This is a genomic window from Granulicella aggregans, assembly GCF_014203275.1.
GTDB lineage: Bacteria > Acidobacteriota > Terriglobia > Terriglobales > Acidobacteriaceae > Edaphobacter.
Genome location: NZ_JACHIP010000003.1, coordinates 232,748 through 259,408, shown reverse-complemented (window position 1 = coordinate 259,408; position 26,661 = coordinate 232,748). Strand labels below are relative to the sequence as shown.

The window sequence follows — 26,661 nt, the reverse complement described above, 5'->3', positions numbered from 1 at the left end:
ATTCTAAGATCGATGCCGCTTGAAGTGTTCGGTTCTATGGGGGCTAACTTACAGCGACCACGACAGCGCGCTCCGCATGAAGCTCCTGCAGAGCCTTCACACTGATGCTGCCCTTCTGCAGCGCCGCGATACCTTCCGCTGCAGCCCGTGCGGCGGCTAGCGTCGTGATGGTCGGGATGCGTGCCAGCACAGCCGCACGTCGGATAGCTTTCTCATCGAAGAAGGTGTCCTGCCCTCGCGGCGTGTTGATGATGAGCTGAATGCGGTCGCTCTTGATCAGATCGACGACGTTAGGGCGTCCTTCCTTCACCTTGTACACGCGCTCGGGCTGCAGTCCGGCGGCCTCAAGAACCTCCGCCGTTCCATGGGTCGCGACAAGATGGAACCCAAGGTTCATGAAGTCCTTCGCCAGCGTGACCAGCCCGGCCTTGTCGTGGTCATTCACGCTCAGGAAGATGGTTCCCTGCATCGGCAGCACCTGCCCGGCTGCAATCTGTGCCTTGGCGAACGCCTCACCGAAGTTATCCGACACGCCCATCACCTCGCCCGTCGACTTCATCTCCGGACCAAGCACCGTATCGACGCCCGGGAACTTGCCCCATGGGAAGACTGGCGACTTGACGAAGAAATAATCGCCCGTGTCGAGATCGCTGCCTGACGCAACTTGCTCCGGCAGCAGCGTCCGCAGCTTCTGCCCAACCATCAGTCGCGAGGCGATCTTTGCCAGCGGGATACCGGTGGCCTTCGAAACATAGGGCACGGTGCGCGATGCGCGCGGGTTTACCTCGATCACATAGACCACACCACGCTGGATGGCGAACTGAATGTTCACCAGGCCAATCACGTTGAGAGCTTTGGCGAGCTTACGCGTGTAGCTTCGGATCGTCTCCATGACATCCACAGTGAGATCCACAGCGGGCAGGACGCAGGATGAGTCGCCGGAGTGGATGCCGGCCTCTTCAATGTGCTGCATGATGCCGGCAATCAACACATCATCGCCGTCGCACAGCGCGTCGACGTCGCACTCCACCGCGTCCTCAAGGAAGTGGTCGATCAACACCGGCCGTTCCTGCGAGTACTCAATCGCAGTGCTCATGTAACGAATGATCTCGTCATCGTCATACGCGATAACCATTGCCCGTCCGCCGAGCACATACGAAGGCCGCACCAGCACCGGATATCCAACGCGATTCGCTCCAGCAATTGCCTCGGGAACACTGGTCGCCATAGCACCCTGCGGTTGCGGAATCTCAAGCTCCTCGATCAGCTTGCCGAAGCGTTTGCGGTCTTCCGCAAGATCAATCGACTCGGGTGACGTACCGATGATCGGCACACCAGCCTTCTTCAAGGGCAGCGAAAGATTCAGCGGCGTCTGTCCGCCAAACTGAACGATCATGCCGATCTCCGCACCAGACGCGGCTTCGTGCTCATAGACGGCAAGCACATCCTCAAGCGTCAGCGGCTCGAAGTAGAGGCGGTCGCTGGTGTCGTAGTCGGTCGAGACAGTCTCAGGATTGCAGTTGACCATGATCGTCTCGTAGCCATCCTCCCGCAGCGCAAAGGCCGCGTGACAGCAGCAGTAGTCGAACTCGATTCCCTGCCCGATCCGGTTCGGCCCGCTGCCGAGGATCATGATCTTCTTGCGATTCGTCGGTGGATACTCGTCTTCCTCGTCGTAGCAACTGTAGAGGTAAGGCGTGTAGCTCTCGAACTCCGCCGCGCAGGTATCTACAAGCTTGAAGACTGGCATCACGCCCAGCTTCTTGCGCAACGCGCGGACTTCGGCAGTGCCTTCCGCTCCAGTCAGACCCCAGGTTGCGGCCAGTCGCTCATCGGAGATGCCCATGCGCTTCGCGACACGAAGCTCGTAAGCCGTTACGTCTCCAATCTTCTTCTCGCCGATCGCCTTGATCTCGTCCGTAATCTGCTTGATCTGGTGCAGGAACCACGGGTCCATCGAGGTCATCCTAGCAACCTCGCGCACGCTCATGCCGCGCTCGAAGGCGTAGCGAACGTAGGAGAGGCGATCAGGATGCGGTGTCACAAGACGCTGCGTTAGGCGGCGTGGCTCGATGTCATCCGCGGTGGCCTTCTTGCCGGTCTCGAGCGAACGCACGGCCTTCATCATCGCTTCCTTGAAGGTTCGGCCAATCGCCATCACTTCGCCGACGGATTTCATCTGCGGCCCAAGACCTTCATCGGCGCCGGGAAACTTTTCAAACTGCCACTTGGGAATTTTCACGACGACGTAGTCGATGGTCGGCTCGAAGCACGCAGGCGTCGCCTTGGTAATGTCGTTCTGAATCTCGTCGAGCGTATAGCCAACCGCGAGCCGCGCAGCAATCTTCGCGATCGGAAATCCCGTCGCCTTCGACGCAAGTGCTGATGACCGCGATACACGCGGGTTCATCTCGATCACGGTCATACGGCCGTTCGCCGGGTTGACGGCGAACTGCACATTACTTCCGCCCGTCTCGACACCGATCTCGCGAATGCACGCAATCGCCGCGTCACGCATCCGCTGGTACTCGCGATCAGTCAGCGTCTGCGCCGGAGCGACGGTGATCGAGTCGCCGGTATGTACGCCCATCGGATCGAAGTTCTCGATCGAGCAAATAATGATGACGTTGTCCTTGAGATCGCGAACAACCTCAAGCTCATACTCCTTCCAACCGAGGACACTCTCTTCGATCAGGCACTCGCCCACCGGCGAGAGATCGAGGCCGCGTGACAGAATCTCGGTCATCTCCTCGCGGTTATAGGCGATGCCTCCGCCCGATCCACCCAGCGTAAAACTTGGCCGGATAACGACGGGAAAGCCGATCTTCCCGGCGAACTCCAGGCCAGCGCTCACCGTACGCACCAGCGCAGACCGCGGCATGTCGAGCCCGATCTTGGTCATCGCGTCCTTGAAGAGAAGGCGGTCTTCGGCCTTCTTGATCGCTTCAAGCTTCGCGCCGATCAGCTCAACCCCATACTTCTCGAGCACGCCGGAGTCCGAGAGATCGACGGCAAGGTTCAGCGCCGTCTGCCCGCCCACCGTGGGAAGCACGGCAAACGATCCCTTCACGCCCGACGCCTTCAGCATCTCCATCTCGACGCGAATGATCTCTTCGACGTAAGCCGTGTTGAGAGGCTCGATGTACGTGCGGTCGGCAACCTCGGGGTCGGTCATGATCGATGCCGGGTTGGAGTTCACCAGCACGACCTCATATCCCTCGGCCTTCAGCGCCTTGCACGCCTGCGTTCCGGAGTAATCAAACTCGGCCGACTGACCGATGACGATCGGCCCTGAGCCGATCACTAGAATCTTCGCGATATCACTTCTGCGTGGCATTCATCTTCTCCGCATCTTGGAAAGAATCGGCACATGGCAACGATTCCGCCGTCTTGTAGATTGGCGCATTGTTCAAATCCGCTATGTAGGTATTCACACCTTCAGGCGTGAGAATTCGGTCTTCTGTCCCCGGCCTGTAATACCTGACCATTAGCGCCGTATCAGGTGCATCGAGATGAGTGAACAAGTCGGCCTCGGCAACCCAGTCTCTTGGTACTGCAACACTTCCCATCAATCCACTCAGCCTGCCGTTCGTGTCAAATTTGTAATCGAACTCCACGTCATACCCTGGATAAAAGTGCCTCAGGCGCACCACGTCTACGCGTTTTGCTTCAAAGGATATCTCTGCGAAAAAGAGCTCTTTCCGTGGGTTGATCAGCGGCTGGAAGGTCTGCGCATGCCATGTCCCGTCAACACTATGCAGACAGAACAAAGAGTGCGGTTTGTGCTTCTCCCTTGCCTGTAAATCCAGAAGACATGTCATTTGGAAGACAAGTACCAAGAGAAGAGACCTGGTAACCCAACCCATTTATTTCTTCCACTCTTCCATCATCTTGCGAAAGTCCTTGAACAAGTAATGCGAATCGTGTGGCCCGGGACTTGCTTCCGGGTGATATTGCACGCTGAACATCGGGTCCGTCTTGTGCCTCAGCCCGGCAAGCGTCTGGTCGTTCAGATTCGTATGTGTACGCTCGACATCCGCAGGCAGGCTCTCCGGATCGACGTTGTAGTTGTGATTCTGCGCCGTGATCTCAACCTTGCCCGTCTGATGGTTCATGATCGGGTGATTCCCACCATGGTGACCAAACTTCAACTTGTACGTTTTGCCGCCCAGCGCCAACCCGAAAATCTGATGCCCCAGGCAGATACCGAAGATCGGCGTCTTGCCCTTGATCTTCTGCACGCTTTCAATCGCGTAGTCGAGCGGCTCCGGATCACCCGGCCCGTTCGAGAAGAAGACGCCATCCGGCTCCATCGCGAGAACTTCTTCGGCGGAGGTACGCGCTGGCACGACGGTGACCCTGCAGTTCTCGCGCGTCAGCATGCGCAGAATGTTCTGCTTGATACCGAAATCATAGGCAACCACATGCATCTGCTTCGCCCCGGTATCGAGCGCGGCGGTCAGCAACTTATCGCCCGTCTGATTCTTCGGTTCCGAGTCATCCCAGGTGTAGACCACCTTCGTACTGACGACGCTGGCGAGATCGGTCCCGTCCATCTTCTTGATCGCCTTCGCCTTCGCTACCAGCGTGGCTTCATCCAGCGCCTCGCCAATCGCAATCACGCCACGCATCACGCCATTGGCGCGAAGATGCCGCACCACGGCCCGCGTGTCGATCTCAGCGATCACAGGAACGCCGTTGCGCTCAAGATACTCGTCAGCAACTTCGCTTGAACGCCAGTTGGAACTGATCGGCGAAAACTCCCGCGTCACCAGACCTTCGATGTAAGGCTTTGAGGCCTCCGCATCGCTTGGGGTCGTTCCGTAGTTGCCGATGTGAGGGTTTGTAAGAACCACGATCTGGCCCGCATAGGAGGGATCGGTAAAGATCTCCTGATAGCCGGTCAGCGATGTATTGAAGACTACTTCACCCGAGCGTTCCACTCGTGCGCCAAAACCTGTACCGCGAAAGATGCGCCCGTCTTCCAGCGCGAGAATTGCCTGCATTGCCGCTCCTGAGCATTCCGGCGGCGTCGCCGACGGAATCGAGATCGAATCTGGAGTGGATTCAATCGATTCTATCAGCATTGGCGGAGCAAATCTTTCATTCTCGTTAATGAAAAGACCCGGCACGCAGGCCGGGTCTTTTCCATCGCTGCATCACGGTTTAGTGATGAGGATGATGGTGGTGGTGGCGGTGATGATGACGGGCCTCAGCAGGCAATACCACGCCTGCAAAGACTGCGAGAGCAACGATCGAGAGCATCAAATTACGAATCTTCATGGGGAAATCCTCCTCCAACCGGGCTTCACCGAAGTACCGGCTGTCCCGTCCAGATTAGTCCGTTAGAACACATTTGCCCGTGAATAGTTTTCCTCAACGCGAAAGATGTTCCACGTTTGAGTCGTCCCGTCTTTTTCTCTTTACGTTGAACCAAATCCAGCACTTATCCATCGATTTCGACTAACACGTCCTCACCTTCGGTCTTCACCGGAAAGACTTCCACCCGCTCATGCGCCGGATACTCAGCCAGCCCCGTCTTTAGATTGAACGCCCACGAGTGCCAGGGGCAGATCACCGCCTCACCCTCGATCCAGCCCTGCCCAAGAGGCCCCTGCCGATGCGGGCAGAGATTATCCAGCGCCGCCAGTTCCCCATTCAGGTTCGCCAGGCAGATCTGAATCCCGTTTACCTCTGCCTCCATCACCTTACCGGCAGCGGGAGCCTCCGCAACCCCACAAATCCTTACCCACTCCGCCACAGTCGGCCTCCATTCCTTTATCAGCGTAACCCACGGCCTGGTCGTGAAACGGCTGCGAGGAACCTGCTAGAGTTCATGTGGAACCTACCGTCATGGCCCCTGTAACACCTCGCTCCGGCAAACAAACCCGGCAGCAAGCTTCAAGAAATCCGCGCCATCACGCCACGGCACCGAATGCCTCCCCCGAAGCCGTCGATCCCATCTGGCTGTTGAAGGCCTTCTGCGTGGTCCTCCTCGCAGCTCTCCTCTGCGGCTACCTAACCTTTTGCCTGCTCTTTTACCAGGGTCAATGGCAGTTGGTATTACATCCGGACCGATCGAAACCGGTCCCCACAACCATCGGTGGAGCTGCCTTTGAGACAGTTCACTTCGGCGTGAATGAGTCCGGCACCCCGCAGTTGACGGGCTGGTGGATTCCCTCCGGATCAAACGGCCTGTACGTCTCCGAAACGTTGCTCTATCTCCCCGGTGGCGACGGCTCGCTCGCCCACGACGAGCCCAGGCTTGCTGCCTTACATTCACTCGGCATCAATATCTTCGCCTTCGACTATCGCGGCTACGGCCAAAGTGCCGCCGAGCATCCGAGCGAACGTCGCATGAACGAGGATGCCGCCTCCGCCTGGCAGTACCTTACCGTGTCGCGGCAGACTCCCGGAGCAAAGGTCATCCCCTTTGGAGAGGGCGTCGGCGCGGCAATCGCCGCCCAACTGGCGGCCACTCAAACGCAGATTTCAGGAGTTATCCTCGACTCTCCGCGAACCGATCTCCTCAAAATAGTTCATGACGACCCCCGCACCAGACTTTTGCCCGCCCGAGCCCTGTTTCATGAAACTTTCGACATAGCCGCCGCAGTCGCAAACTTGAAGACCGCCAAGCTGTTCCTGCTCTCTGAAAGCGCGCAATCACTGGATATGGAGCGATCCGCCGCTGAACCCAAAATGATCGTTGCACTTCCCGCATCACCGGCCGACGGCCCCGCCTACCTCGAACAAATTTCCCGGTTTCTCGATCAACTTCACCCAAATCAGTCGACACGACCGGGTTCAGGCCCGCCACTACAACAAAAGTAAAGAAATTAATTCCGAGATGAGTACAACCTCTGGTATTGCAAACCGGGCAGCCTGCCGATATCCTAAGGTCAAATCTGGTCGGCTGCACGGTACGTCGGAACGGTATCTTTGGCACAGGAGTTCTCTTCAACTATGCGGTCGAGACGAATCATCGTTGCATCCATCCTCACGCTTGCCTCCGCAATCCCCAGCTACGCTTACAACCATGCGCGTCGTGGTCCCACGTCCAGCCTCTTCAAGCACAAGTCATCAAAGTCCACTGCCAAGCCGAGCGGCCCCCGCGCAATAGAACCTCAGCGAGCAACCGAAATTCAGGAAGCCCTGATCAAGGCCGGCTATATGTCTGGAACTCCTTCAGGCCACTGGGACGCGGAAAGCCAGTCTGCGATGCAGAAGCTCCAGGCTGAAAAGGGCTGGCAGACAAAGCTGACACCCGACTCGCGCGCTCTCATCCTTCTTGGTCTCGGACCGCAACAGGCTCAGTCTTCCGACGCAACCCTGACCTCAAGCGTGGACACCTCATCTCAATCAGACCGCTCCATCGCATCCGCCCCAGTCGCTCAAAATGGCTTTTCGCTAGCTGCGTTGAATAGTAAGTAGCGCATCAGAACCTGCAAAAGAGGTATCCGGTCCCCCGACCGGATGCCTCTTTTCAATCTGCGCCCCTCTAACCAATCGTAAACAGATAGTCCGCGGCCTCTCCGGGGTCAGGAATCTGGCGCGTCGATCGTATGCTGCCCTTCTCCTCCCGCCAAAGCCGAAGCCAGTAGTAGCGATGCAACCTCACCAGCCGGGATGCGGTTGGCCTACCTTGCTCGATAACTTTTTCTATCGACCGCACCAGCGCGTCGCGGTCGGCGACGATCGTTCGCTTCATGTCTACAAATCGGCACCCGAGAACCGCCTCCTTCGCCTTGCGATAACGGTCTTCCCCAATCACGCCGCACTCCGTCCGCAGACCGCTGATCTGCTCGACGGCATAGGCGGAGGAGGCGTCCAGATGGTCTTGAAACCCCACATAGAGAATCCTGCGGGCAGCCACGCGCAGAGGCAGAATTCCATACTCTTCGATGAAAGGCCTTGGCAGCGCCCTCGCCATCGTCTCCGGTGAGAATCCGTCCGTCGTGAGCACAGGACAATTCCACTGCACGCTCAGCCCGCGCGTAATCCACTCCGACCGAAGCCCGCACTCGGAGACCAGCCAGTCTCCTATCCTTCCCTTGCCCTTCAGCCGCTGCATCTCCAGCGCCTTACGCAGCTGCGGATGCGTGATCCAACCCTGCCCCAGCAGAACTAGGCCAAGCGGAATCCGGTGCCGGTGCTGGCCCGCCACCTCCTCAACCCCTTCAAGCACTCCATCGTCGATCTCCCGCGCGATGGCCATCTTCACCATCTCCAGCAGGCAGCGCTCAGAACACGCCCACCGGTCTTCGAAGAACGGATACCTCCGGCTGCGCCACGGAGGCGTCCATCCCCCGCCGCAGACAGGGTTACCGCACTCGGTCCGGGAGGAAAGAGCTGGAACTGAAATCCCCAGGCCTCTTGTGCCCGCAACGCCCCGCGAGGCCACCCGGCTTGCTGCGTAGACGTCACGCTTCATGAGGCCAGTTGGAATCTCAACCGATCGATTGTTCTTCAACTCCGCGGTGTTCAAACTCCTGTCGCTTAGAAGAGGCATCGGATACTCTCCAGCCGCATCTGCGGGGCCGCTACTTCGGTGACGCGAAGCGCGAAGTTTCCGCTCGCCACAACCACTTCTCCGCGGGCGACAATCCGGTCGCCGACAACAAGATCCACCGGCTGCGCAATATGCCGATCCAGCTCAACAACATCGCCCGGCCCAAGCTCGAGAACATCTCGCAGCAGCATCTCCCTCGACCCGAACTGCAGCGTCGCATCAAGCTCGACATCGTAGAGCAAGTCGAGGCCGGGCATATCAAGCTCATTCGCTTCAACTCGCGGATGCGCCTCGTTCTTGGTCGATGCCCCGGCGGACGCAGCTCGAGTTCCATGCGGCTCCGGCTGATCGACGTTCGGGGCCGCATCGAAGAACGCCTCCGCAGAGTCAGTCGATGCTGCCGCTGCAGCAGGAGGTCTTTCGGTCGCTCCGTCTGCAGGAGCCAGAGCCTCTACGCCAGCCGCATCCGCAGTGTCATGCCCTGCAATATCGCCTGCGAGCCTCTGCTCGCTGCCCGCAGCAGAGGCCTCCACCCCTTCGGCCATGTTCTCTTTCGGAGTAGAACCTTTCTCTTCCGCGTCCAGGGACTCGTCCATCTCGTCGGCCATCTTCTTCTCTCCGCCTTGCCTGGTTCAGGATGTTCGTTGAGGTTTGCCTAAGCCTTCGGCGTAAGTCTTTCGTTGAGGATGCTTTCTATCTGCGCGCCGCGATGCTCCTGGCTGCGCACGGGATGCGCCTTGGCGATGGGCAAGCCACCTACACAAAGTTCAGACGTGGCGTACCTCGACAGCGGAAAACGCAGAATCTTTCCCGGTTCGAGCTCGATCAACTGCCGAGCCTGAAGCTTCATCGGCGTGAACTGAAGCACTGTACCCACCGTGGTCTTCCCGATCAGGTTTCGCAATCGCACCTGGTTCTCGTGCGACTGCCTCCGCGGACGATCGCGCTCCTTGTGCAGGCGGCGCAGAATCTGGTTCAGCACCACCGAAGGGATGCAGAGGTTGAGAGCGCCCCGTTCCTCCGCCATCGTCACCTCGAAGCTAACGCAGAGCGTCTTCTCCGCCAGCGACATCATGCGCGCTCCGCTTCCCGCCGACTCGCGATGATCGAACTCGAACCGCAGGCCGATCGAGAGCCACGCCGTATTCAGCTCGCGAATAATCAGCTGAATCACCGAGGCAAGAATCTCCTCCTCGATGTCCGTGAGATCGCGAACCTTCGCCGAGTCTCCAACCCCGCCCATCAACAGATCGACGATAGGAGCCACCAGGGCGAGGTCAAACTCGATCAACCCTAACGCACCCAATGGCTCAAGCCTTATGGAACAGATGTAGTTCGGATCAGGCAGCCGGTCCAGGAACTCCTGGTAGGAAAGCTGCTCTCGCGAGACCAGCTTCACGTTGAACTGTGTGCGCAGCCAGCCACCAATCGTGTGCTTCAGATTCATCGCGAAGAAGTCGCTCACACTAGTGATCGTCTTCATCTCCTGCGCGCTGATCTGGCCCGCTCGGGTGAAGTTATAGGGAGCGGTGCTTGGCCCGGAGCCGGTCACTTCTTCCTGCCTCTTCTCGCCCTTCGCTTCGGCGAAGATTGAATCGATAGCGTCCTGATCGAGTGTCGTGCTCATGATTTACCGCTCCTGAAATCCATCGTGATATCCATCTCGTGAAGTTTCGTCATCTCGATCCGTAGCCGCGCTTGCGCGAGTCCGGCCTCTCACTCGCCGGCCCCTTGCCGCGACTGGTGCGCAGAGCAGCAAGCGCCACGCGCAACCGCAGAACGGCCGCGGAGTGAATCTGTGAGACCCGAGACTCGACCACACCCAGCGTGAGCCCGATCTCTTTCATCGTGAGCTCCTCGAAGTAGTAGAGCGTCAGCACCAGCCGCTCACGCTCGGGCAGCTCATCGATCGCATCCGTAAGCCTTTGCTTCAGTTCGCCCTTGAGACAAAGAAAGAGCGGATCCTCTTCCGGCGACCCAGGGATATAAGCAAGCTCCTGGTCGCCCGAGTCTTCTGTCCGCTCCATGTGCAGGCTGCCTATCTCGAGCCCCTTCAGATCACCAAGAAGTTGTTGAAACTCGCTGAGAGTCAGCTCCATCTCAGCAGCGATCTCATGCTCCGCAGGAGCGCGGCCAAGCCGCTGCGTCACCGATCGAATCGCCTCTTCAACGGCTCTCCCCTTGCGGCGAAGTTCACGCGGACTCCAGTCCAGCGTTCTCAAAGAGTCGAGAATCGCTCCGCGTATGCGGAACTGGGCATAGCTCTTGAACTGCACCTTCTTGTTGTGATCGAACTTCGAAAAAGCATCAATTAGTCCAACCACACCGGCGGAGATCAGATCATCAAGCTCGACGTGTTGCGGCAGGCGTTCGTGAATCCTGCGCGCGAGGTACCTGACCGTCGGAAGATGTTCCAGCAGAAGCTGGTCCCGGTCACCCGGCGACATCTCTGCGTTGGTTTCTGCCTGCAACCCTTCGTCGATATGATGTCCTCCGAGCTCGGTGTCGTCGAACGCCGCACTCGTCAGCAGGCGGCTTTCGTCTGCACTACCGTCCCCGGCTTCACGATGTTGGCCCTCGCGATGTGAACCCTTCGGCAATTGTTGAAACAGACTCATCGGTATCGGATTCCCCATGCTCATGCTGTTCGCTCTCACCTTGTGTGACTGATTGCCTGACTCATTGGTCGCCTGCTTCAGGTCACACCGCGCTGCTTGATACCGTTACTTCATGCCCGTTACTAATTCACCGTTCCAATGCTGCGAACCCGGATCTCCGCCGGAATCTCACCCGGTGCAATCACCACGATCTTCGGCAGGAACGGCTCCAGCCAGCGCCGAAGATGATAGCGAGCCGGGCTTGGGCATAAGAGCACTGCGGGGGCCGTAACTCCTCCTCCTCCGGTTAGCCGTTTCACAGACTCGACCATCCGCCGCAGAAACTCCGCCTGGGTCTTCGCTCCACCGTCGCCCAGCGCGAGCGTCGCCCTCTGCGGATCGAAGGTATTGAGAATCTCGGACTCAAGCAGATGTTCGAGCGTCAGCACCCGCAGGCCGCCTTCGGAGTCCAGCAGCGGCTGCACCACGCTACGGCCCATCGTCTGTCTCACGCTCTCGACCAGGTTCACGATGTTCTTCGAGTGCGATGCAGCCTCCACCAGCACATCGAGAATCGCTCCCAGGTCTCGGATCGAGACCTGTTCCCGCAGCAGTTGCTGAAGTACCTTCTGCACCTCGCCCAGGCTCAACAGCTTCGGCACCAGCTCCTCCACCAGCTTCGGATAGGCGTCCGTCATGCTGTCCAGCAGACGCTTCACCTCCTGGCGACCCAATAGTTCATAAGCATGCCTGCGAATCAACTCACCCAGGTGCGTACCAATCACCGTCGTCTGGTCGACCACGGAGTATCCCGCCGCGAGCGCTGCTTCCTCCATGCCCGGTTGTATCCAGCGCGCGGGAACGTTGAACGCCGGCTCACGCGTCTCGATTCCAGTCAGCGGCCTTGCCTTCGGGTCGGCGTTCACCGCCAGGACGAAGTTCTGCTCCATCTGCCAGCGGGCGATCTCGATGCCGCGCAGACTCACCACATACTCTCTCGGCTTCAGCCGCAGGTTGTCGGTAATATGTACCGGCGGCACAACGAAGCCCAGCTCTGAAGCCAGTTGTCTTCGCATCGAACGAACGCGATTCAACATCTGACCGCCCTGCCGTTCATCCACCAGGGGAATCAACTGGAAACCAATCTCCAGGGTCAGCTCGTCCATCTTCAGCAGCGAGGTGAAGTTGTCCGTCTTCGCGGTCTCGTCGGACTTGGTCTTCTCCGCGGAGACGAGACCGCCCTCAACGGCGAACTGCTCCCCTGCGGACGTTGCCGGCAGCGTACGCGCAATCAGGGCGACGCCGCCCGCCATCAGGAAGAACGATATCTTCGGCAGACCGGGAATCAATGCCAATGCGAGCAGAACACCGCAAGCAATCCACAGCGTATTTCGGCCGCCAAAGAGTTGCGTACCCAGCTCCTTGTCGAGCGTGCCCGAAGACGACGCACGCGTAAGCACCATGCCTCCGGCGATCGACACCAGGAGGCTCGGAATCATCGTCACCAGGCCGTCCCCAACGGTGAGGATGGTGTAGGTCTTCACTGCAGTCGAGAGATCGGTCCCCTGCTGCAGCACGCCGATCAATAGCCCCGCCACGATGTTGATGCCCGTGATCAGGATCGTCGCCAACGAGTCGCGCTGATTGAAACGCGCCGCGCCATCCATCGCTCCGTAAAACTCCGCCTCCCGCGCGATCGCTTCGCGCCGCCTGCGCGCTCCCTGCTCATCGATCAGACCAGCGTTCATATCCGCATCGATCGCCATCTGCTTGCCCGGCAAGGCGTCGAGGGTGAACCGCGCCGTGACCTCGGCAGTCCTCACCGCGCCGTGGCTTACGACCAGGTACTGAATCGCAATCAACGCAAGAAACAGCACAAATCCGACGACGTAGTTGCCTCCAACAACAAATTGTCCGAACGCCTCGATCACCGATCCGGCGGCATGGGTCCCTTCGTTGCCATGCAGCAGAATGCGTCGGCTCGATGCCAGATTCAGGCTCAAACGAAACATGGTGAGCAACAACAACAGCGTCGGAAAGACCGAAAAGTCGACAGCCTTTCGTACCTGGATCGCGGTGAGAAACACGATGACCGACGCTGTGATCGAAGCCGCCAGCAACAGGTCCAGAACAAAGCTGGGTACCGGAATCAGCATCACGAAGACCATGCTGATCGCCGTCACCGGCAGTAGCAGCACGCGCAGCTTGCCCATCCTCATGGCCATGTTCGACTCGAGTCTTCCTGGCTGCCTGGCTAATACCGCATCGCTCATAGATCTCCCTTGTTGCTCGCCACTTCCGTGCCAGGCTCGTCATTCGTGGTCTCTTCCTTGGCCCCTGGCTCAAGGTCCTCCGTTGTCATACCGTCATCAGCAACGATCCGATCAAGGACCATCCCGCCACGCTGCTCGGCATACATCCCCGCAACCTCTGCCGGCTTCGACTGTGCCGCCGCTTTAGCTGCCCGGTCCGCGCGCAGCTTCTCCTCCATACGCTGGCGGTAAAGGAATGCGAGGATGCCGGCAACCGCCTGATACAGCGCAAAAGGAATAGAACTACCGGGCTCGACGGCCTGATAGAGACTGCGTGCAAGCGGGGGGTTCTCGATGATCGGAACTCCCGCCCAGCGCGCCTCTTCCCGCATCTCGAGTGCATGCAGGTCGCGTCCCTTGGCCAACACCGTCGGAGCCTGCATGGTCTCGAAGCTGAACTCGAGCGCAACCGCATAGTGCGTGGGATTGGTGATCAGCACGCTCGCCCGCGACATATCGGCCTTCACCCTGCGCCGTCTCATCGCGCGCTGAATCTGCCGCACACGCGCCTTGATCTGCGGATTCCCGGTAGCATCGCGCATCTCCTCGCGGATCTGCTGCTTGGTCATCTTCAATCGCTGGTTCCACGCTCGAAACTCGATCGCATAGTCCAGTCCCGACCAGGCGAGTGCAACCCACGCTGCATCGAGCGCAAGGAGATACGCCGTAGAGAAGGTCTGCGGCAGTCTGACCATGCTCATCACCGGCGACTGCACCATCAAGCGATGCAGCCCATACCAGCCGAAGATCGCCATGATCCCGGCGGGTACCATCGACTTCACAACCCGTGTCGTCGACCGAAGGCTGAAGAGGTGGCCCATGTTCGTGACCGGATTGATGCGATCGAAGTTGAAGGCCAGCGACTTTGCATGAAATCCGATCCCCCCGCCCTGAAGCAGTCCCATCACAAGCGAGCCAGCGAAGGCAGCCAGCATCACCATCGCAATCGGTGCCATGCCGGGAAGCATCGTTCGCCGAACCAGTTCCACTCCACGCTCTCCCGAGAGATCGGCATTGCGTAATCCGCTCAAGCTGTCGATATAGACCCGCATCCATCCGTTAACAAAACGGCTGCTCATCGCTCCGAGCACGAGCACGCCAGCGAGCATCGCAACGGCCGCCAGAAGCTCGCGACTGCGGACGAAGTCGCCGTCTTCGCGCGCCTTCTTCTTGCGTTGCGGTGTCGCTTGCTCTGTACCTTTATCAGCCATTTAGTCAGCCATACCTTCACACTCTTTCAACTTCGAAACTCAAACGGCCGTCCTACAGGACCGCATGCGCGGGAACAATCAGCCTCGACGCGGTATCGAGCAGCGCCGTGAAGTGCCGCTCGATCCATCCCGGCCACACGGCCAGGCTCGCGATCAGGACCACGTAAGACGCAATCGCCTTGAGCGGTATGCTCACGACCAGCACAGGCAACTGCGGAGAAAGTCTCCCAATCAACGCAACCGTCACCTCAACCGTCAACGCAGCCGCAAGCACAGGTGCCGCAAGCTGCAACCCCGCAAGGAAAAGTCCACTGGCCATGCCGGAGAGCGCCACACCGGTCTGGCCTTGAAACGCCGCCTGCCCCACAGGAACCACGCTGAAGCTGCGCATCACGGCCATAATCACTGTGCGGTGCAGACCTGCGCCAAGAATCACCAGGATGCCCAGCCATCCCAGCATCTGCCCCAGCACCGGGGTCTCGATCATGGTGTTCGGATCGAGAAGGCTGACCAGCGAAAAGCTGAACTCGAAGCCCATCACCGTTCCCGCAAAGTTCAGGGCCTCGTTCAGCATCGTGAGCGCGAGTCCCAGGGTCAGCCCGACGCCGAGCTCGCCAAGCACCGCGGAGAAGTCAAGCACTGGGCGGGCACCGGGCAATACCGCAACTACGGGAGCAAGGAGGATCGTCATCGCCAACACCAGACCCGCCTTGGCCTGTGCCGTGATTGCGCCTGAGCTGAAGATCGGCGCGAAGACCATCAGGCCGCTCAGGCGAATGAGCACCAGCACTCCAGCACTTAGATAGCCCGGCCAATCATTGATGATGTCGCCCGTCGCAGAGGTCACGCGATGCCCATTCCTTTCCCAAGCTGAAGAGCTTCTATCCCAGATATCGCTGCAACCCTGTCCACAGATGCACGGTAAAGTTGACCAGCCGATGTACCGTCCAGGGCATCGTAACCATCGCTATTGCGAAGACCACCAGCAGCCTCGGCACAGCGGTCAGCGTCTGCTCCTGCACGCTCGTCAAGGTCTGCAGCAGGCTGACGATGAGGCTGATAATCGCAGCTCCCACCAGCATCGGAGCGCTCAGCAGCAATGCCTCGATCAACAGTCTTCGCATCATCTCTACGGCCTGGTCCGGTCCCACATACCCTCCTCGGGACTAATGCTCAAAAGCTCTTCAACAGTTGGTCCGCCAGCAGGTTCCAGCCATCGACCATCACGAACAAAAGAATCTTCAAAGGCGTTGAGATCACCACGGGCGGCAGTTGCATCATGCCGATCGAAGTCGTCACGCTCGCGACCATCAGGTCCACCAGAAGAAATGGAAGGAAGAGAACAGCGCCGATCTGGAAGCCTGCCTTCAGCTCGCTCAGGATGTATGCGGGAAAGATCACCGGCAGTGGCAAATCGTCCCTTGTACGCGGCTGTGTGCCCATACCAGCGGACGCAAAGACCATCAGGTCTTTCTCCCTCGCGTAGCGCAGCATGTACTGCTTCACCGGCACCAACCCCTGCGCAATGGCCGCCTCGCCGGTCATCCGGTTCTCGCGATACGGGGTCACAGCCTGCTGCTCGACCTGCAACAGGACCGGCTGCATCAAGAACCAGGTCATCATCAGCGCCAGCCCCATCAGCACCTGGTTCGACGGAGCCGTCTGCGTTCCCAGCGCCTGGCGAAGGAAGTGGAAGACCACCAGCAGCCGGATCATCGGCGTCATCGACAGCAGGATCGCAGGCAGCAGCGTCAGCAGCGTGAGCCCGAAGACGATCGCCCAGGGCACGCTCTGATTCCCCTTCATCTGATCCGCAATCGACTTGCTCATAGCATTCCCTAGCGAATCAGTGCCCGGATTCGACCCATTGCGCAATGAACCTGCAGGCCCATGATTCGCGGCGCTCGGCTTCGTCTCCGCCGCCGCAAATAGAGGGACGCCGCCTCCAACTCCGAACGATGCAATCCTCACGGGCGACGCTGACGCACTCATGGGCATAACAAACATCGCACCCAGCACAAGAGCGGCGAGTACGGGATGACAGGCTCTACCGCAACGCTTTTTGTTGCACTCCTGGTGGGGCTGCGCCATCATTGCGTTCTTCCTGCCTCGAGACCCTTGCGTACCGTGGCGCCGTTGGCGGTGGCGTTCTCCCGCTGGACCAGTTGAAGTCCCCTTCCCGCGGTTCTTTCAAAGCCGGAAGGCCGCATCCATGCTGGGTCCCGCCCTCGCTCGGAACCTCGCGCAGCATGGGCTTGCTGCATAGCAGCCTGCGATTTGATGTCGCCTGATGCTGCACCTGGCACTGCCTCCGAGGATGTCTCCGGAATCGCTACCAGCGTCCCGATACGGTCGCTGCCCGCTCCGACCAGGAATCGATGTTCATCGCAGGCGACCAGAAACAGCTGTCGCCGGTTGCCTAGCTGAAGCGCCTCCAGCAGTACCATGCGCCGCGGCTTGCCGCGCTTGCTGCGCTCGAGCACAGCCTGCTTGAGATGCTGCAGTATGGAAGACAGTCGCGCCGCGAGACCCTTCCTTCGATCTGTCTTGGATTCACTCATTGCGTTCTCTCCTTGCGTCGTGCTCTCCCGCCGGCTCACTGCTATGCCAGCTTCGCCACACGAAGCCCCAGCGACTCTTCTACGACCTCGAACTCCGCCCACAGGATTTGTACCGCGCCAATCTTGATCGGGATCAGCTCCGAGGTCAGCGTCTGGCTCGCCACAACCCGGCCCGGTTCGAGCGTCAACAGATCGCGCACGGTGAAGTCAGGGATATCGATCAACGCTGTAATGGTCTCGGGGACACGCTGCAGTATCGGCCAGGAGACGTGGTCTTCGATCCTCTGCGTCCACGGGAGATGATGACGGTTCGAAACATATCCGCCGTGATGCACCGCCATCTCGCCGCTTCTGGTCTCGTTATCCAAAATGCTCATTTATGCCTCCCTAAAGGCTCGAATCTTTACTGCAGATGCGTTCTACGAATCCCTTCCGGGCTACATCTGAACCAGGAAGTCGCTGAAGTAAAGGTCCTTCACGGTCACCTTCAAATTGCTCTTCGTAATCGCTTCCTTCAGCTCGATCTTTAAGTGCTCCTTGCCATCGGGACCCAGCAGATAAGCGCTGGTCTGGCGGCTTAGATTGGTCAGCACGATGTCGCGGATCGCTGTCTCGGGGCCGCTCTTCCCCTTGGTGGCATCTGCCTCCGCTGCGGGAGCTGGCTTGTCTCCAGCAATCTCGAGCGTCAATCCCAATCGCAGATAGGCGTGTCCACCCTCGTCGGCGAGATTCACGAGAATCGGCTCAAGAACAACTTGATGGCTTGCTTCCGATGACGATGCCGTTCCTTCGGCATGGGCGATCGGCAGCTTGCCGGATTTGGCTAGGTAGATGAACGCCGCCCCGCCGCCAGCCAGGCCCAGCCAGGTGCCAAAGATCACGACCACCAGTAGCAAGGGGATCGGGAGCTTCACTCCGCCCGGCTTGACCGGTTCTTCACCGCCTGAAGATGCGTTCGCCATGACTTAGGTAACAGCATCTTGAATGCCACTTTAGGACTGGCGACGATTAGCAGGTGCTCACAAATGGGACACCGAACGGCCCTGATAGTTCAGTGCCCGCTACAAGAAGAGCGGCGGGCCGGTATCGGAATCGCTTCCCATACCCGCAGCCGCCGCCGCCTGTTCTTCATGATGCCGATTGCCTGTCTCTAACGGATCATCGCGATCGTATCCTGGCTGACGGTGTCGAAAGTGGTCACCGTCTTAGCGTTCGCCTCAAACGAGCGCTGCGCCACAATCAGGTTGGCGAACTCGGTCGAGATGTCTACGTTCGACAACTCCAGCGCGCTGTCGGTGATCGATCCACGAAAGCCTGTGCCTGCAGTTCCGGCAACGATCTGGCCCGAGCCTGGGGTCGCAAGATAGCTATTGTTTCCCGCCAGCGTAAGTCCCTGGTCGTTCGCCACCACACCCACGGCTACCTGTCCAACCACCTGGGTCTGACCGTTGCTGAAAGTCGCATACAGTCTGCCCGCGGAGTCCGCCGAGAAGCCCGTATAAACGCCGCTGGCGAAACCATCCTGCAGCGTGGCGTTGGTCTGCGACGCGGCGATGGTCTGCGTGATCACAGGCGTACCCGCGGTGTTCAGAAGGTCGAAGGTGACGTTGAGGTCGGCAGCTCCATCGGCCAAAGTCGGGAACTTGATGCCCGCGACATTGCCCGCCGGCGAAGTCAGTACGCCGGAGGAATTGAAGACCAGTGTTCCAGTATTGTTTACCGGAGTTCCCGTTGCCTCGCCCGCCGGCAGCGTGATCGCGTAAGTCCACTGGTTCGCGGTAGCGGACTTGGTGAAGGTAAGCGTAGCCTGGTGCGTCTGGCCGAGCGAGTCGTAGATCGAGACGCCGGTCGAATACGTCGTACCCGCAGTAGCACCAGCGTTCAGGTTTACAGTAGCACCCAGATTCTGCGTCGCCTTGGCGGCCTCCGTTGCTCCGACCGGCAGGCTGAGTGGCACCAGCGGACCAGTTACATTGGCGATGCCGTTGGTCGCGCCATAACCCATCACATTCGCGCCTTCGGCCGAAATCAGGTTGCCTACCGAATCAAGCTGAAAGTTGCCGGCGCGTGTCAGTTGGTTCACACCGTTGACGTTCGTAATGAAGTAGCCGCCGCCGGTCAATGCCAGGTTCGAAGTAACCCCGGTTGGGTTGATCGAGCCCTGCGAGAAGTTCGTCGTTGTGGCCTGCACCTTCGTACCAACGCCGACCTGAATTGCGTCGCCAGCGCCATTCGATCCGAACTGTTGATAGAAGAGGTTTTCAAACTCCGTGGTCTGGCCTTTGAAGGCAGTCGTGTTGAGGTTGGACAGGTTATTGCCGATGGTGTTGAGCGCGGTCGAGTCGGCCGACAGCCCTGACAGAGGTATTGAAAAATTAGGCATGTTTATTCTCCCTTTCGTTGCGGCTTTCGGTTGAAGTTGTAAGACCTGCGGCGCACCTCCGCGAGCTAGACCCCGCCGCTCGCTGCCGCCGATTTCGTTTGGCTCGATGGCGCCGTCGAATCCACCGCCGTCGAAGCGGCGGATGTGACCGGCGCCGTCTTACCCGTGGCACCCGTCGCGCTCGACGCAGCCGAATCCAGACTCGTGATCCCGGTGTTGATCTGGATCAACTGCTCCAGGCTGTTCACACCGACAAGCTGCGTAATGTATGCGTTCGGATCGGTAGGCTGGGTGGGATCCTGGTTCTTCAACTCGCTGACCAGCAGGGTGAGGAAGTCACTGCTGGTGATGGTTGCGGAGTCAGCGCTTGAAGTGCTGGAGGCGCTAGCCCCCGTCGCGGCCGGCGTGGCCGCCGATCTTGTAGCGCCTGCGGACTGAGACGTCAAGGCAGCCTTCGCGCCCTGGGTCTTCGTACTCTGGAGCGAGGGGAGCCTCGGTGCCAGCGCGTTCGCTACGGCGTGGGATGCTGCCCGGTTTACCTGTGAAAGACTCGTGTCCATCTGCTCTCCTCGTTTCTTGCGTTGGATTTAATCGCCACCAGTCACAAAAGTTCCGGCGGTAAGTTTGTTGGCTTCAGACGGTCGTCAAACCCTGACGTTCAACCACTGGCCGCTGCTGTCTGCGACCGTGGACGGAAGCGCCGAGGTATCGCTCACCGCTCCTCTGTCGTAGCCGGCTTCAAAGCCTGTCTGCCCATCCCCAGCGCTGTGACTCTGTACCGGTGCCGTGCCCGGCGCATCACCCTGCGATCGGCTGCCATGCCCTGCCATGCCTGGGTTCCCGCCGCTGTGAAGCAGCGAAGCATTCTGGCCACTCGATGAACCTGTCCCGGCCTGCAGCGCGGCTCCTCCAGCGTCGTGGGTGGCCGCTCCGTGGGCGATTCCGGTCCGTTCCGCAACCGAGGCCGTTACCGACATCTGTTCGCTATGCAGATACGCATTCAACGCCGGGAGCTGGCCCTTCAACATCTGGTCGCCGCTGGCGGACGTTGCCGCGAGCGATGCCGAGACCTGGCCCTCCCCGCCTACCTCCGCGCGGATCTTCAACCATCCCTCTGTGCCGCTATGGACTCCCACCTCGAGCGAAGTCGGTGTAGCCTCGAGCGTCTGGTGCGGCTCCGACCCGATAGCAGTGCGAAGCGCGCTGGCCGGATGACCCAACTCGGGCGCTGCGGTCACGCCTAAAGATCCCTGGCCACTCAGAGCACCCCGCACCGGAGCTGTTGTTGAGATAGCGGCGACGCCCGTTCCCTGAGGAACGCCCTGGGAAGACAGTGCGGAGACAGTGGCGACTCCGCCGCCCGCTGCGTTGAAGACTTCATGAGGCGTGACGTGATTGGCGATGGCCACGACCGCCGACCCGCCAGTCCCTACACTGGCGAGATTGTCACTGCTGTCGCTACTCACGCCGTGATCGTTGTTGTCTTTTGAGCTCAGGCTTGTTGCGGCCTGTGCCGCAGCCGCTCCTGAGGCCCCAACTGCCTTTGCTCGTTCGGTAGCCGATGCCGCCCTGCTTGCCGGCGGCGGAGTACCCGAAACTGTACCCGCAGCTGCGGTCGCACCCGATAGCGCCTGCGCGCTTGCAGACTTCAGATCAAGGCTGGCACGCACTGAGTGTCTGAGCTCTGACACGGCACCCGGTACCACCGGCGGATCCTGCGAGACGGTCTCCGCCTCAGTCCCCTTAGGCACCGGCCTTATCGCGCCTGACGGCTCAAGCGGAGCAACCGGGCGACCGGACACGCCGCTCGTTGGCGTCGCCGCATGGGAAGCGCTTGTCGCGAAGCTATGGGTGCTGGCGACCTCGCCCGTTGTCTTCACGGCAGTCGATGAACTTGTGGCCAACTCCGAGTGCACATTGGCAGCAAGCGACGTAGTAGATGCTGTGACCACCGGCTGCGAGCCGTTCGCGGAGACACCAGCACTCACTGGTGCCAGATGCGAAACACCCGCCAGCCCGGAACGAGTTCCAGAGCCATCGCCGGTGAGATCGTGTGTAACCGGCGAAACGCGCTGTTCTCCGCTGACCGTAAGCTCAGTGGGCGCGAGAATAGCTGTGCTCCGATTCAAGTTGTGGGGAAGCACGCCTGTCGGCAGCGCGGCATTTGAGAGAGCAGAGTCAGGCGTCTCCGGGACAGACTGAGCGTGGACGGCAGGCTCGACCTGCGGAGTCTCCACGGGAAGCTGCCGGCCCTTACTAACTGCGCCACTTGCGGCTGCGACAATTGTCGGCTCAACGGAACCCCATGCCGCTACAACTCCACTCTTGCCGCCGCTTTCTCCACCCTGCAGAGAGGCAACAGTCTTTGGAGCATCAACATTAGTAGCGCCCAGATGCCGTTGCACACTCTGGCCGGACAAGTCTGCGGAGGAAGCTCCCGAAGCTGCGGTGATGCTCTCCACTTGTGCCTTAGAAGCAGTAGCGGTCTTCGAGGAGTGCGACCCTGACGCGCCAGCAGCAAGAGATGCCACGAGGAGATCACTTGTGATCAAGCTGGTTGCCGGAAGCAGTGGTTGAGACGCGACCTGGTCCGATACCTGGCCGGACGCCTTGCTCTTCTCCGCAGTCTGACTCCCATCAACCTTGAAACCACTTTGCGAGGTCTTAGCCGTCACCTGCTTGGCGGTTCCGGTCCCACCTGCCTGCAGTTCCTGTAACTCAGAGCCCGCAAGACGGTAACTGGAAGACTTGATCCCGGCAACAGCAATCTTCTGAGCTTCCGCCAGAAAGTCCAGAGAGTCCGAGGCTTCCGTCGCAACCTGCGCTCCGGCCTTCGAGGAGATACTCTTGTCCGCCGCGACGGGCAAATCGGTTGACTTCGTTGCGACCGCCGCAGCCACCAACCCAGAAGCCCGCTGGAGAGATTCAACACTCTCGTCACCAGCGTCATCGCGGAATTGAATCCGCGTGCCGACACCTACCTTTTGACCAGCCGTCGTCTGAGACGACTTGTTGGTTGTGGCAGACGTCTTCGCGACCGTCGTCTGAGCGGTGCCACCGAGTTGGCTGGGAGTGGCTTGCCGCTGTCCAGTGGCGACCACAAACTCTTTGCTGCCCGCAGAGCCTGCCGCCGAGGGCGTAGTCGAAAGGCTCGCCGTAAACGCGGCACCAAAGTCACCGCTGCTACCGTCAACTGGAGCTGTCTCTAAACCAGTGCGGTCGATCAGTTGCGACGCTCCCTGCAGATCCAAAACTGGCGTTATCACTGGGTCCACCCTCCAGGCATCTCGAACACTGGATAAAGCTGCACCCGGAGAACCAAAGACCGCCGGTATTGATTAGGAGAGATTCATGCGGTCCGCCCAAAGCGCGGAAGGTCGGCGCTGACGGCGCGCTCGGTACGGGACCTGCGATTCTCTTCGCCACGCGTCTGCCACCGCCTGCGCGAGAGATAGCGGTCATCAGAAGCCCGCTGCTCCGCGCGCTCCTGCTCACGCGCCGCACTCAGCCGAGCCTCGCTCAACACGCTCTGCATCTTCTCCATCTGCATCCGGCTCGCCTGGTAGACCTCTGCCACCCCGCGCAGCGCGGCATCGCGGGAGTTCCTTATCACTTCAAACGTCTTCGCATTCCACTGCATGAACTCGATCTCAGACTGGTCAAGCTGCCACTCATCTCTATCGCCTTCAAGCAGCGCCTCATACCCAGCCGACTCCAAACGCGTGGACGCCTCTGCCCGCTCCCGAATGCTCGTCTCCACATCATGGAGCGCCGCCCTCGCCTGATCGAGTTCGACCCCATGCGCATACTCCATCAGCTGATAGATTGCCGCGATGCGGCCAAGCGATCTGAGCCGCGACTGCACCCTAGACCTCCATCGCCAACAGCCGCGCTACCGAATCAGCAAACCCAACCGGTTCCGTGATTCCCTGCTCAAGGAACGCCCGAAGTCCAGGCATAGCGGCGATAGAGCGGTCGAGCTCCGTGTCCAGACCCGGCTTGTATGCTCCAATTCGTACCAGGTCGGCGGATCGTGAGTACGCCGCCATCAGTCGTCGTATCATCGCGGCTCGCTCCCGGTGCGGTGCGGTCGTCACCGAAGGCATCAGACGGCTCAAGCTATCGACAATATCGATCGCCGGGAACCATCCCTCCGCCGCCTGCGCCCGCGACAGCACGATATGTCCGTCAAGCAGCGAACGGACCGCATCGACGACCGGGTCATGTTGATCGTCGCCTTCCATCAACACGGTATAGAACGCGGTGATGCTCCCGTTCTCGAAGTTCCCCGCGCGTTCCACCAGCCGCGCCAGCCGCGCAAAGACCGACGGAGTATAGCCCTTGCTCGCCGGTGGCTCACCCGCTGCCAGGCCAATCTCCCGCGCCGCCATCGCATATCTTGTTAGCGAGTCCAGCACCAGCAGCACATGCTTCCCCTGAGCGGCATAAAATTCTGCCACTGCCGTCGCAGCCATGGCCGCTCGCATCCGCAGCAACGGACTCTCGTCCGACGTCGATACCATCACCACCGACCGCTTCAATCCCTCAGGCCCCAGCGCCTCTTCGACAAACTGCCGCACCTCGCGACCGCGCTCGCCCACCAGTCCCACAACGGTGATGTCCGCCTCGGTGTTGCGGGTCATCATGCCAATCAGCGTGCTCTTGCCCACGCCAGATCCGCCAAAGATGCCCACCCTCTGTCCGCGCCCAACCGTCAACATGCCATCGATCGCTCGCACCCCGGTAGGCAGCGCGGTCACGATCGGGGTCCGATCCATCGGCCGTGGCACCGAGCCATCGAGCGGCCATAGGTCTGTCATGCGAGGCGATCCTCCACCGCCGTAGGAGAGGTCGATCGGCTCACCCAGCGCATTCAGAATCCTGCCCTGCATGCCATCGCCCACGGCCAGGTAAGGCGTAGTCCCCAGCGCGATGACAGTATCCCCATAACGAATGCCCTGGGTCGGCTCGAGCGGCATCACCAGCACATGCCGCTCGCGGAACCCGATCACCTCCGCGCCATGGCGCTTGCCCTCGCCGTCGATCACCTCGCAGCTCTCACCCACCGAGCACAACGGCCCCAACGACTCGAGTGTTCCCGTGCTGGCCTCGACCACGCGGCCCCGCCAGCGCCATGCAGGCCGAGCGGCAAGATGCCGGAAGTAAGGTTCCATGCCCGTATCCCGCATCTGGATGACTGAACCGCGACCTGCAGGCGGCTCAGCCATTACAGCGTCCGAGTGTGCCGCCATCACGCAGGCCGTTTTTGCAGCAGGTCATAGAAGCCGCGTTCGATCTCGCCTAGCTGCGCCTCGATGCCAAGCTCTACCGTACCGACCGTGGTCTCAAGCACGCACTCTCCCCGCGCCATGCCCTCCTGCCCGATCAGCTTCACATCGCTCACCACGAGCGAGTCGAACTCCGCCTGCCACAGCGGCAGATCGGACGCGGGCACGCGCAGCCGCGTCTCACTCTCGTCGGCCACCTTCTCAAGCGCCACCCGAACCGCAGCCGACAACAGCAGAGGATCGATCTTCGCCTCGCGATGGAGCACCCTCGCAGCAATCGCCAGTGACAGCTTGATGACCTGGCCCTCCACCCCGGAGAAGTAACGTGTCCGCTCACGACTAAAGTCCTCGACCGCCTTGCGCACCATGGCACGATCTTCGGCCAGCCTCTGCTGCATCTCCTGCTCGCAGTCAGCGCGAGTGATCGTGCGTGCCAGCAGCCGGGCATGATCGAGCTTTTGCGGCAACGCATCGACGTAACTTCGCAACTCTTCTTCCATTCGCTCGACCTGATCACGAAGCTCTGCAACAACTCCTGACTGGTCTTCGGGAATCCGGCCGCGCGTCTCAAGCTCTTCAATCGCGGCGAACTCAAGCCGCTCCACCTCTCGCGGAGAATCCGCAAACGTCCGTTCAAACTCTCGCTCCGCGACGCTAGACGGTGATGGCATCGTCGGCCTCCAGCTTCAACACGATCTTGCCTTCGGCTTCGAGCTTCCGCGCGAGGTTCAAGACCTCGAGTTGCGCCGCGGATACATCCTTCATGCGAACCGGTCCCATGATCTCCATGTCCTCCTTCATCATCTCGACCGCGCGCGAGCTCATTGCCGCGAAGACATGCGACTTCAGGTTGTCCTTGGTGCCCTTCAACGCCACGCCCAACACCTTCTTGTCCGCGGCCGCAACCAGCTCGCGAATGCTCGCCGATGGCACCGTCAGCAGATCGTCGAAGGTGAACATCAGCTCCCGAATCCCGATCGCAAGCTTCGGCTTCTTCTGCTCGATCTCGTCGAGGATGCCCTTGCTCGCGACCTGGTCGAGACCGTTCAACAGGTCGGCAACCGCCTTGAATCCCGCATAGCTCCGACGTCCGGTAGATGCGCCCAGCGCCTTCATCTTGCGCGAGAGCACCAGCGCCACCTTCTGCGCCATCTCGGGCGAGAACTGCCGCATCTCCGCCAGGCGTTGCACCACCTGCACCCTTTGCTTGTCTTCGAGATGCATCAGCACCACCGCGCCACGCTTCGCATCCAGATGCGCCAGCACCAGGGCCACGGTCTGCGGATGTTCACTCTCGAGGAACTTGCTCAACTGCTGCGGGTCCATCTTCTGCAGCATCGCCAGATCGCCAGCCGACCGCTCCTGCAGTCCCTTCACCTGGGCCAGCATCGTTGCCGCGCGTGCATCGCCGAAGGCCTCGGTCAATAGCTTCAGGGCATAGTCCGACCCGCCGCGAACGACATAGTGCTGCGTCTCGAGCAGGCCATAAAACTCCGTCAGCACCTGCGTCAGGATCTCCGGCGAGACCGACTCCAGCTGCGTGATCTCATCGGTCAGCCGGGATACCTCTTCCTCAGCAAGCCCTTGCATCAGCCGCTTCCCCAACTCATCGCCGATCGCGATCATCAGGATGGCCGCCTTGCGTATGCCAGGAAGATCAGCCGGAATGAAGCCCGACTCGGCTGCGAGCATCAGCTGGTTCTCGCCGCCAGCTTCGAGTTGTTGCATCTCTTCCATCTCTTCCGTCATCGATCACCCTCTCGTTGCTGCGCCGCAATCTCACAGTGCATCCTGCAAACA

Annotated in this window: 25 protein-coding genes; 2 read left to right on the top strand and 23 right to left on the bottom strand. The window is 60.1% G+C overall.

What is annotated here, in order from left to right; translation table 11 throughout:
• Positions 1-43 precede the first annotated feature (43 nt).
• The 4 genes from carB to HDF16_RS11410 form a co-directional block, all read right to left on the bottom strand.
• Positions 44-3,337, bottom strand: coding sequence for a carbamoyl-phosphate synthase large subunit (carB, locus tag HDF16_RS11425; protein ID WP_184216684.1), 3,294 nt, complete (start codon positions 3,335-3,337; stop codon positions 44-46).
• Positions 3,321-3,866, bottom strand: a complete 546-nt coding sequence (locus tag HDF16_RS11420) for a hypothetical protein (RefSeq protein WP_184216682.1) — start codon at positions 3,864-3,866, stop codon at positions 3,321-3,323. The genes carB and HDF16_RS11420 overlap by 17 nt, the downstream gene beginning before the upstream one ends.
• Complete coding sequence (gene carA, locus HDF16_RS11415) at positions 3,867-5,006, bottom strand: glutamine-hydrolyzing carbamoyl-phosphate synthase small subunit (protein ID WP_184216680.1); 1,140 nt, start codon at positions 5,004-5,006, stop codon at positions 3,867-3,869.
• A gap of 440 nt (positions 5,007-5,446) precedes the next feature.
• Positions 5,447-5,761, bottom strand: a complete 315-nt coding sequence (locus HDF16_RS11410; RefSeq protein ID WP_184216678.1) for a Rieske 2Fe-2S domain-containing protein — start codon at positions 5,759-5,761, stop codon at positions 5,447-5,449.
• A gap of 92 nt (positions 5,762-5,853) precedes the next feature.
• On the opposite strand from HDF16_RS11410, the gene HDF16_RS11405 reads away from it, so the two are divergent.
• Both HDF16_RS11405 and HDF16_RS11400 read left to right on the top strand, forming a co-directional pair.
• The gene (locus HDF16_RS11405) at positions 5,854-6,831 is read left to right on the top strand and encodes an alpha/beta hydrolase (RefSeq protein ID WP_184216676.1); all 978 of its coding nucleotides are present in this window, start codon (positions 5,854-5,856) and stop codon (positions 6,829-6,831) included.
• Positions 6,832-6,963: 132 nt separating this feature from the next.
• Positions 6,964-7,431: a peptidoglycan-binding domain-containing protein gene (locus HDF16_RS11400; protein WP_184216674.1), complete on the top strand. Its 468-nt coding sequence runs from the start codon at positions 6,964-6,966 to the stop codon at positions 7,429-7,431.
• Between the two features lie 67 nt (positions 7,432-7,498).
• Here HDF16_RS11400 and HDF16_RS11395 read toward each other — a convergent pair whose 3' ends face one another.
• From HDF16_RS11395 to fliG, 19 genes are all read right to left on the bottom strand, one after another.
• Entirely contained in the window at positions 7,499-8,509 is a 1,011-nt protein-coding gene (locus HDF16_RS11395; RefSeq protein WP_184216672.1) for a hypothetical protein, read from the bottom strand.
• On the bottom strand, positions 8,497-9,117 hold the full coding sequence (locus tag HDF16_RS30640; RefSeq protein WP_246409022.1) for a FliM/FliN family flagellar motor switch protein: 621 nt from the start codon (positions 9,115-9,117) through the stop codon (positions 8,497-8,499). Before HDF16_RS30640 ends, HDF16_RS11395 begins: the two co-directional genes overlap by 13 nt.
• A gap of 47 nt (positions 9,118-9,164) precedes the next feature.
• Positions 9,165-10,136, bottom strand: a complete 972-nt coding sequence (locus HDF16_RS11385) for a flagellar motor switch protein FliM (protein ID WP_184216670.1) — start codon at positions 10,134-10,136, stop codon at positions 9,165-9,167.
• Between the two features lie 49 nt (positions 10,137-10,185).
• Positions 10,186-11,127, bottom strand: coding sequence for a sigma-70 family RNA polymerase sigma factor (locus tag HDF16_RS11380; RefSeq protein WP_246409021.1), 942 nt, complete (start codon positions 11,125-11,127; stop codon positions 10,186-10,188).
• A gap of 122 nt (positions 11,128-11,249) precedes the next feature.
• Positions 11,250-13,331, bottom strand: coding sequence for a flagellar biosynthesis protein FlhA (gene flhA / locus HDF16_RS11375; RefSeq protein WP_184217468.1), 2,082 nt, complete (start codon positions 13,329-13,331; stop codon positions 11,250-11,252).
• Between the two features lie 44 nt (positions 13,332-13,375).
• Positions 13,376-14,629 (bottom strand): EscU/YscU/HrcU family type III secretion system export apparatus switch protein, encoded by a 1,254-nt coding sequence (locus HDF16_RS11370; protein WP_184216669.1) that lies wholly within the window; start codon positions 14,627-14,629, stop codon positions 13,376-13,378.
• A gap of 52 nt (positions 14,630-14,681) precedes the next feature.
• Positions 14,682-15,476, bottom strand: a complete 795-nt coding sequence (locus HDF16_RS11365; RefSeq protein WP_348641303.1) for a flagellar biosynthetic protein FliR — start codon at positions 15,474-15,476, stop codon at positions 14,682-14,684.
• 34 nt (positions 15,477-15,510) lie between these two features.
• Positions 15,511-15,780, bottom strand: a complete 270-nt coding sequence (locus tag HDF16_RS11360) for a flagellar biosynthetic protein FliQ (protein ID WP_184216667.1) — start codon at positions 15,778-15,780, stop codon at positions 15,511-15,513.
• Positions 15,781-15,802: 22 nt separating this feature from the next.
• Positions 15,803-16,723: a flagellar type III secretion system pore protein FliP gene (gene fliP, locus HDF16_RS11355; protein WP_246409020.1), complete on the bottom strand. Its 921-nt coding sequence runs from the start codon at positions 16,721-16,723 to the stop codon at positions 15,803-15,805.
• Positions 16,720-17,190, bottom strand: a complete 471-nt coding sequence (locus HDF16_RS11350; RefSeq protein WP_184216665.1) for a flagellar biosynthetic protein FliO — start codon at positions 17,188-17,190, stop codon at positions 16,720-16,722. Before HDF16_RS11350 ends, fliP begins: the two co-directional genes overlap by 4 nt.
• 41 nt (positions 17,191-17,231) lie before the next feature.
• Positions 17,232-17,567 carry a FliM/FliN family flagellar motor C-terminal domain-containing protein gene (locus HDF16_RS11345; protein WP_184216663.1) on the bottom strand — a complete coding sequence of 112 codons (336 nt, stop codon included), beginning with the start codon at positions 17,565-17,567 and terminating at the stop codon, positions 17,232-17,234.
• 60 nt (positions 17,568-17,627) lie between these two features.
• The gene (locus tag HDF16_RS11340; protein WP_184216661.1) at positions 17,628-18,152 is read right to left on the bottom strand and encodes a flagellar basal body-associated FliL family protein; all 525 of its coding nucleotides are present in this window, start codon (positions 18,150-18,152) and stop codon (positions 17,628-17,630) included.
• Positions 18,153-18,340: 188 nt separating this feature from the next.
• On the bottom strand, positions 18,341-19,573 hold the full coding sequence (locus HDF16_RS11335; protein ID WP_184216659.1) for a flagellar hook protein FlgE: 1,233 nt from the start codon (positions 19,571-19,573) through the stop codon (positions 18,341-18,343).
• Between the two features lie 65 nt (positions 19,574-19,638).
• Positions 19,639-20,133, bottom strand: coding sequence for a flagellar hook capping FlgD N-terminal domain-containing protein (locus HDF16_RS11330; RefSeq protein ID WP_184216657.1), 495 nt, complete (start codon positions 20,131-20,133; stop codon positions 19,639-19,641).
• Positions 20,134-20,217: 84 nt separating this feature from the next.
• Positions 20,218-22,839: a hypothetical protein gene (locus tag HDF16_RS11325; protein ID WP_184216655.1), complete on the bottom strand. Its 2,622-nt coding sequence runs from the start codon at positions 22,837-22,839 to the stop codon at positions 20,218-20,220.
• Positions 22,840-22,922: 83 nt separating this feature from the next.
• Entirely contained in the window at positions 22,923-23,438 is a 516-nt protein-coding gene (locus HDF16_RS11320) for a hypothetical protein (RefSeq protein ID WP_184216654.1), read from the bottom strand.
• A 1-nt stretch (position 23,439) separates the two neighbouring features.
• Entirely contained in the window at positions 23,440-24,801 is a 1,362-nt protein-coding gene (locus HDF16_RS11315; RefSeq protein ID WP_281383456.1) for a FliI/YscN family ATPase, read from the bottom strand.
• Positions 24,802-24,824: 23 nt separating this feature from the next.
• Positions 24,825-25,532 carry a FliH/SctL family protein gene (locus tag HDF16_RS11310; protein WP_184216652.1) on the bottom strand — a complete coding sequence of 236 codons (708 nt, stop codon included), beginning with the start codon at positions 25,530-25,532 and terminating at the stop codon, positions 24,825-24,827.
• Positions 25,516-26,610: a flagellar motor switch protein FliG gene (gene fliG / locus HDF16_RS11305; RefSeq protein WP_246409019.1), complete on the bottom strand. Its 1,095-nt coding sequence runs from the start codon at positions 26,608-26,610 to the stop codon at positions 25,516-25,518. Before fliG ends, HDF16_RS11310 begins: the two co-directional genes overlap by 17 nt.
• Between the last annotated feature and the right edge of the window lie 51 nt (positions 26,611-26,661).

Bases quoted from the DNA above. Each gene is read 5' to 3' on its own strand.
- HDF16_RS11345 (WP_184216663.1), bottom strand. From the start codon at position 17,567: ATGAGCATTTTGGATAACGAGACCAGAAGCGGCGAGATGGCGGTGCAT.
- HDF16_RS11335 (WP_184216659.1), bottom strand. From the start codon at position 19,573: ATGCCTAATTTTTCAATACCTCTGTCAGGGCTGTCGGCCGACTCGACC.
- carA (WP_184216680.1), bottom strand. From the start codon at position 5,006: ATGCAGGCAATTCTCGCGCTGGAAGACGGGCGCATCTTTCGCGGTACA.
- HDF16_RS11310 (WP_184216652.1), bottom strand. From the start codon at position 25,532: ATGCCATCACCGTCTAGCGTCGCGGAGCGAGAGTTTGAACGGACGTTT.
- HDF16_RS11405 (WP_184216676.1), top strand. From the start codon at position 5,854: ATGGCCCCTGTAACACCTCGCTCCGGCAAACAAACCCGGCAGCAAGCT.
- HDF16_RS11350 (WP_184216665.1), bottom strand. From the start codon at position 17,190: ATGAGTGAATCCAAGACAGATCGAAGGAAGGGTCTCGCGGCGCGACTG.
- fliG (WP_246409019.1), bottom strand. From the start codon at position 26,610: ATGACGGAAGAGATGGAAGAGATGCAACAACTCGAAGCTGGCGGCGAG.
- HDF16_RS11395 (WP_184216672.1), bottom strand. From the start codon at position 8,509: ATGCCTCTTCTAAGCGACAGGAGTTTGAACACCGCGGAGTTGAAGAAC.
- HDF16_RS11400 (WP_184216674.1), top strand. From the start codon at position 6,964: ATGCGGTCGAGACGAATCATCGTTGCATCCATCCTCACGCTTGCCTCC.
- HDF16_RS11420 (WP_184216682.1), bottom strand. From the start codon at position 3,866: ATGGGTTGGGTTACCAGGTCTCTTCTCTTGGTACTTGTCTTCCAAATG.
- flhA (WP_184217468.1), bottom strand. From the start codon at position 13,331: ATGGCCATGAGGATGGGCAAGCTGCGCGTGCTGCTACTGCCGGTGACG.
- HDF16_RS11330 (WP_184216657.1), bottom strand. From the start codon at position 20,133: ATGGACACGAGTCTTTCACAGGTAAACCGGGCAGCATCCCACGCCGTA.
- fliP (WP_246409020.1), bottom strand. From the start codon at position 16,723: ATGATGGCGCAGCCCCACCAGGAGTGCAACAAAAAGCGTTGCGGTAGA.
- HDF16_RS11380 (WP_246409021.1), bottom strand. From the start codon at position 11,127: ATGAGTCTGTTTCAACAATTGCCGAAGGGTTCACATCGCGAGGGCCAA.
- HDF16_RS30640 (WP_246409022.1), bottom strand. From the start codon at position 9,117: ATGGCCGACGAGATGGACGAGTCCCTGGACGCGGAAGAGAAAGGTTCT.
- HDF16_RS11370 (WP_184216669.1), bottom strand. From the start codon at position 14,629: ATGGCTGATAAAGGTACAGAGCAAGCGACACCGCAACGCAAGAAGAAG.
- carB (WP_184216684.1), bottom strand. From the start codon at position 3,337: ATGCCACGCAGAAGTGATATCGCGAAGATTCTAGTGATCGGCTCAGGG.
- HDF16_RS11315 (WP_281383456.1), bottom strand. From the start codon at position 24,801: ATGGCTGAGCCGCCTGCAGGTCGCGGTTCAGTCATCCAGATGCGGGAT.
- HDF16_RS11385 (WP_184216670.1), bottom strand. From the start codon at position 10,136: ATGAGCACGACACTCGATCAGGACGCTATCGATTCAATCTTCGCCGAA.
- HDF16_RS11340 (WP_184216661.1), bottom strand. From the start codon at position 18,152: ATGGCGAACGCATCTTCAGGCGGTGAAGAACCGGTCAAGCCGGGCGGA.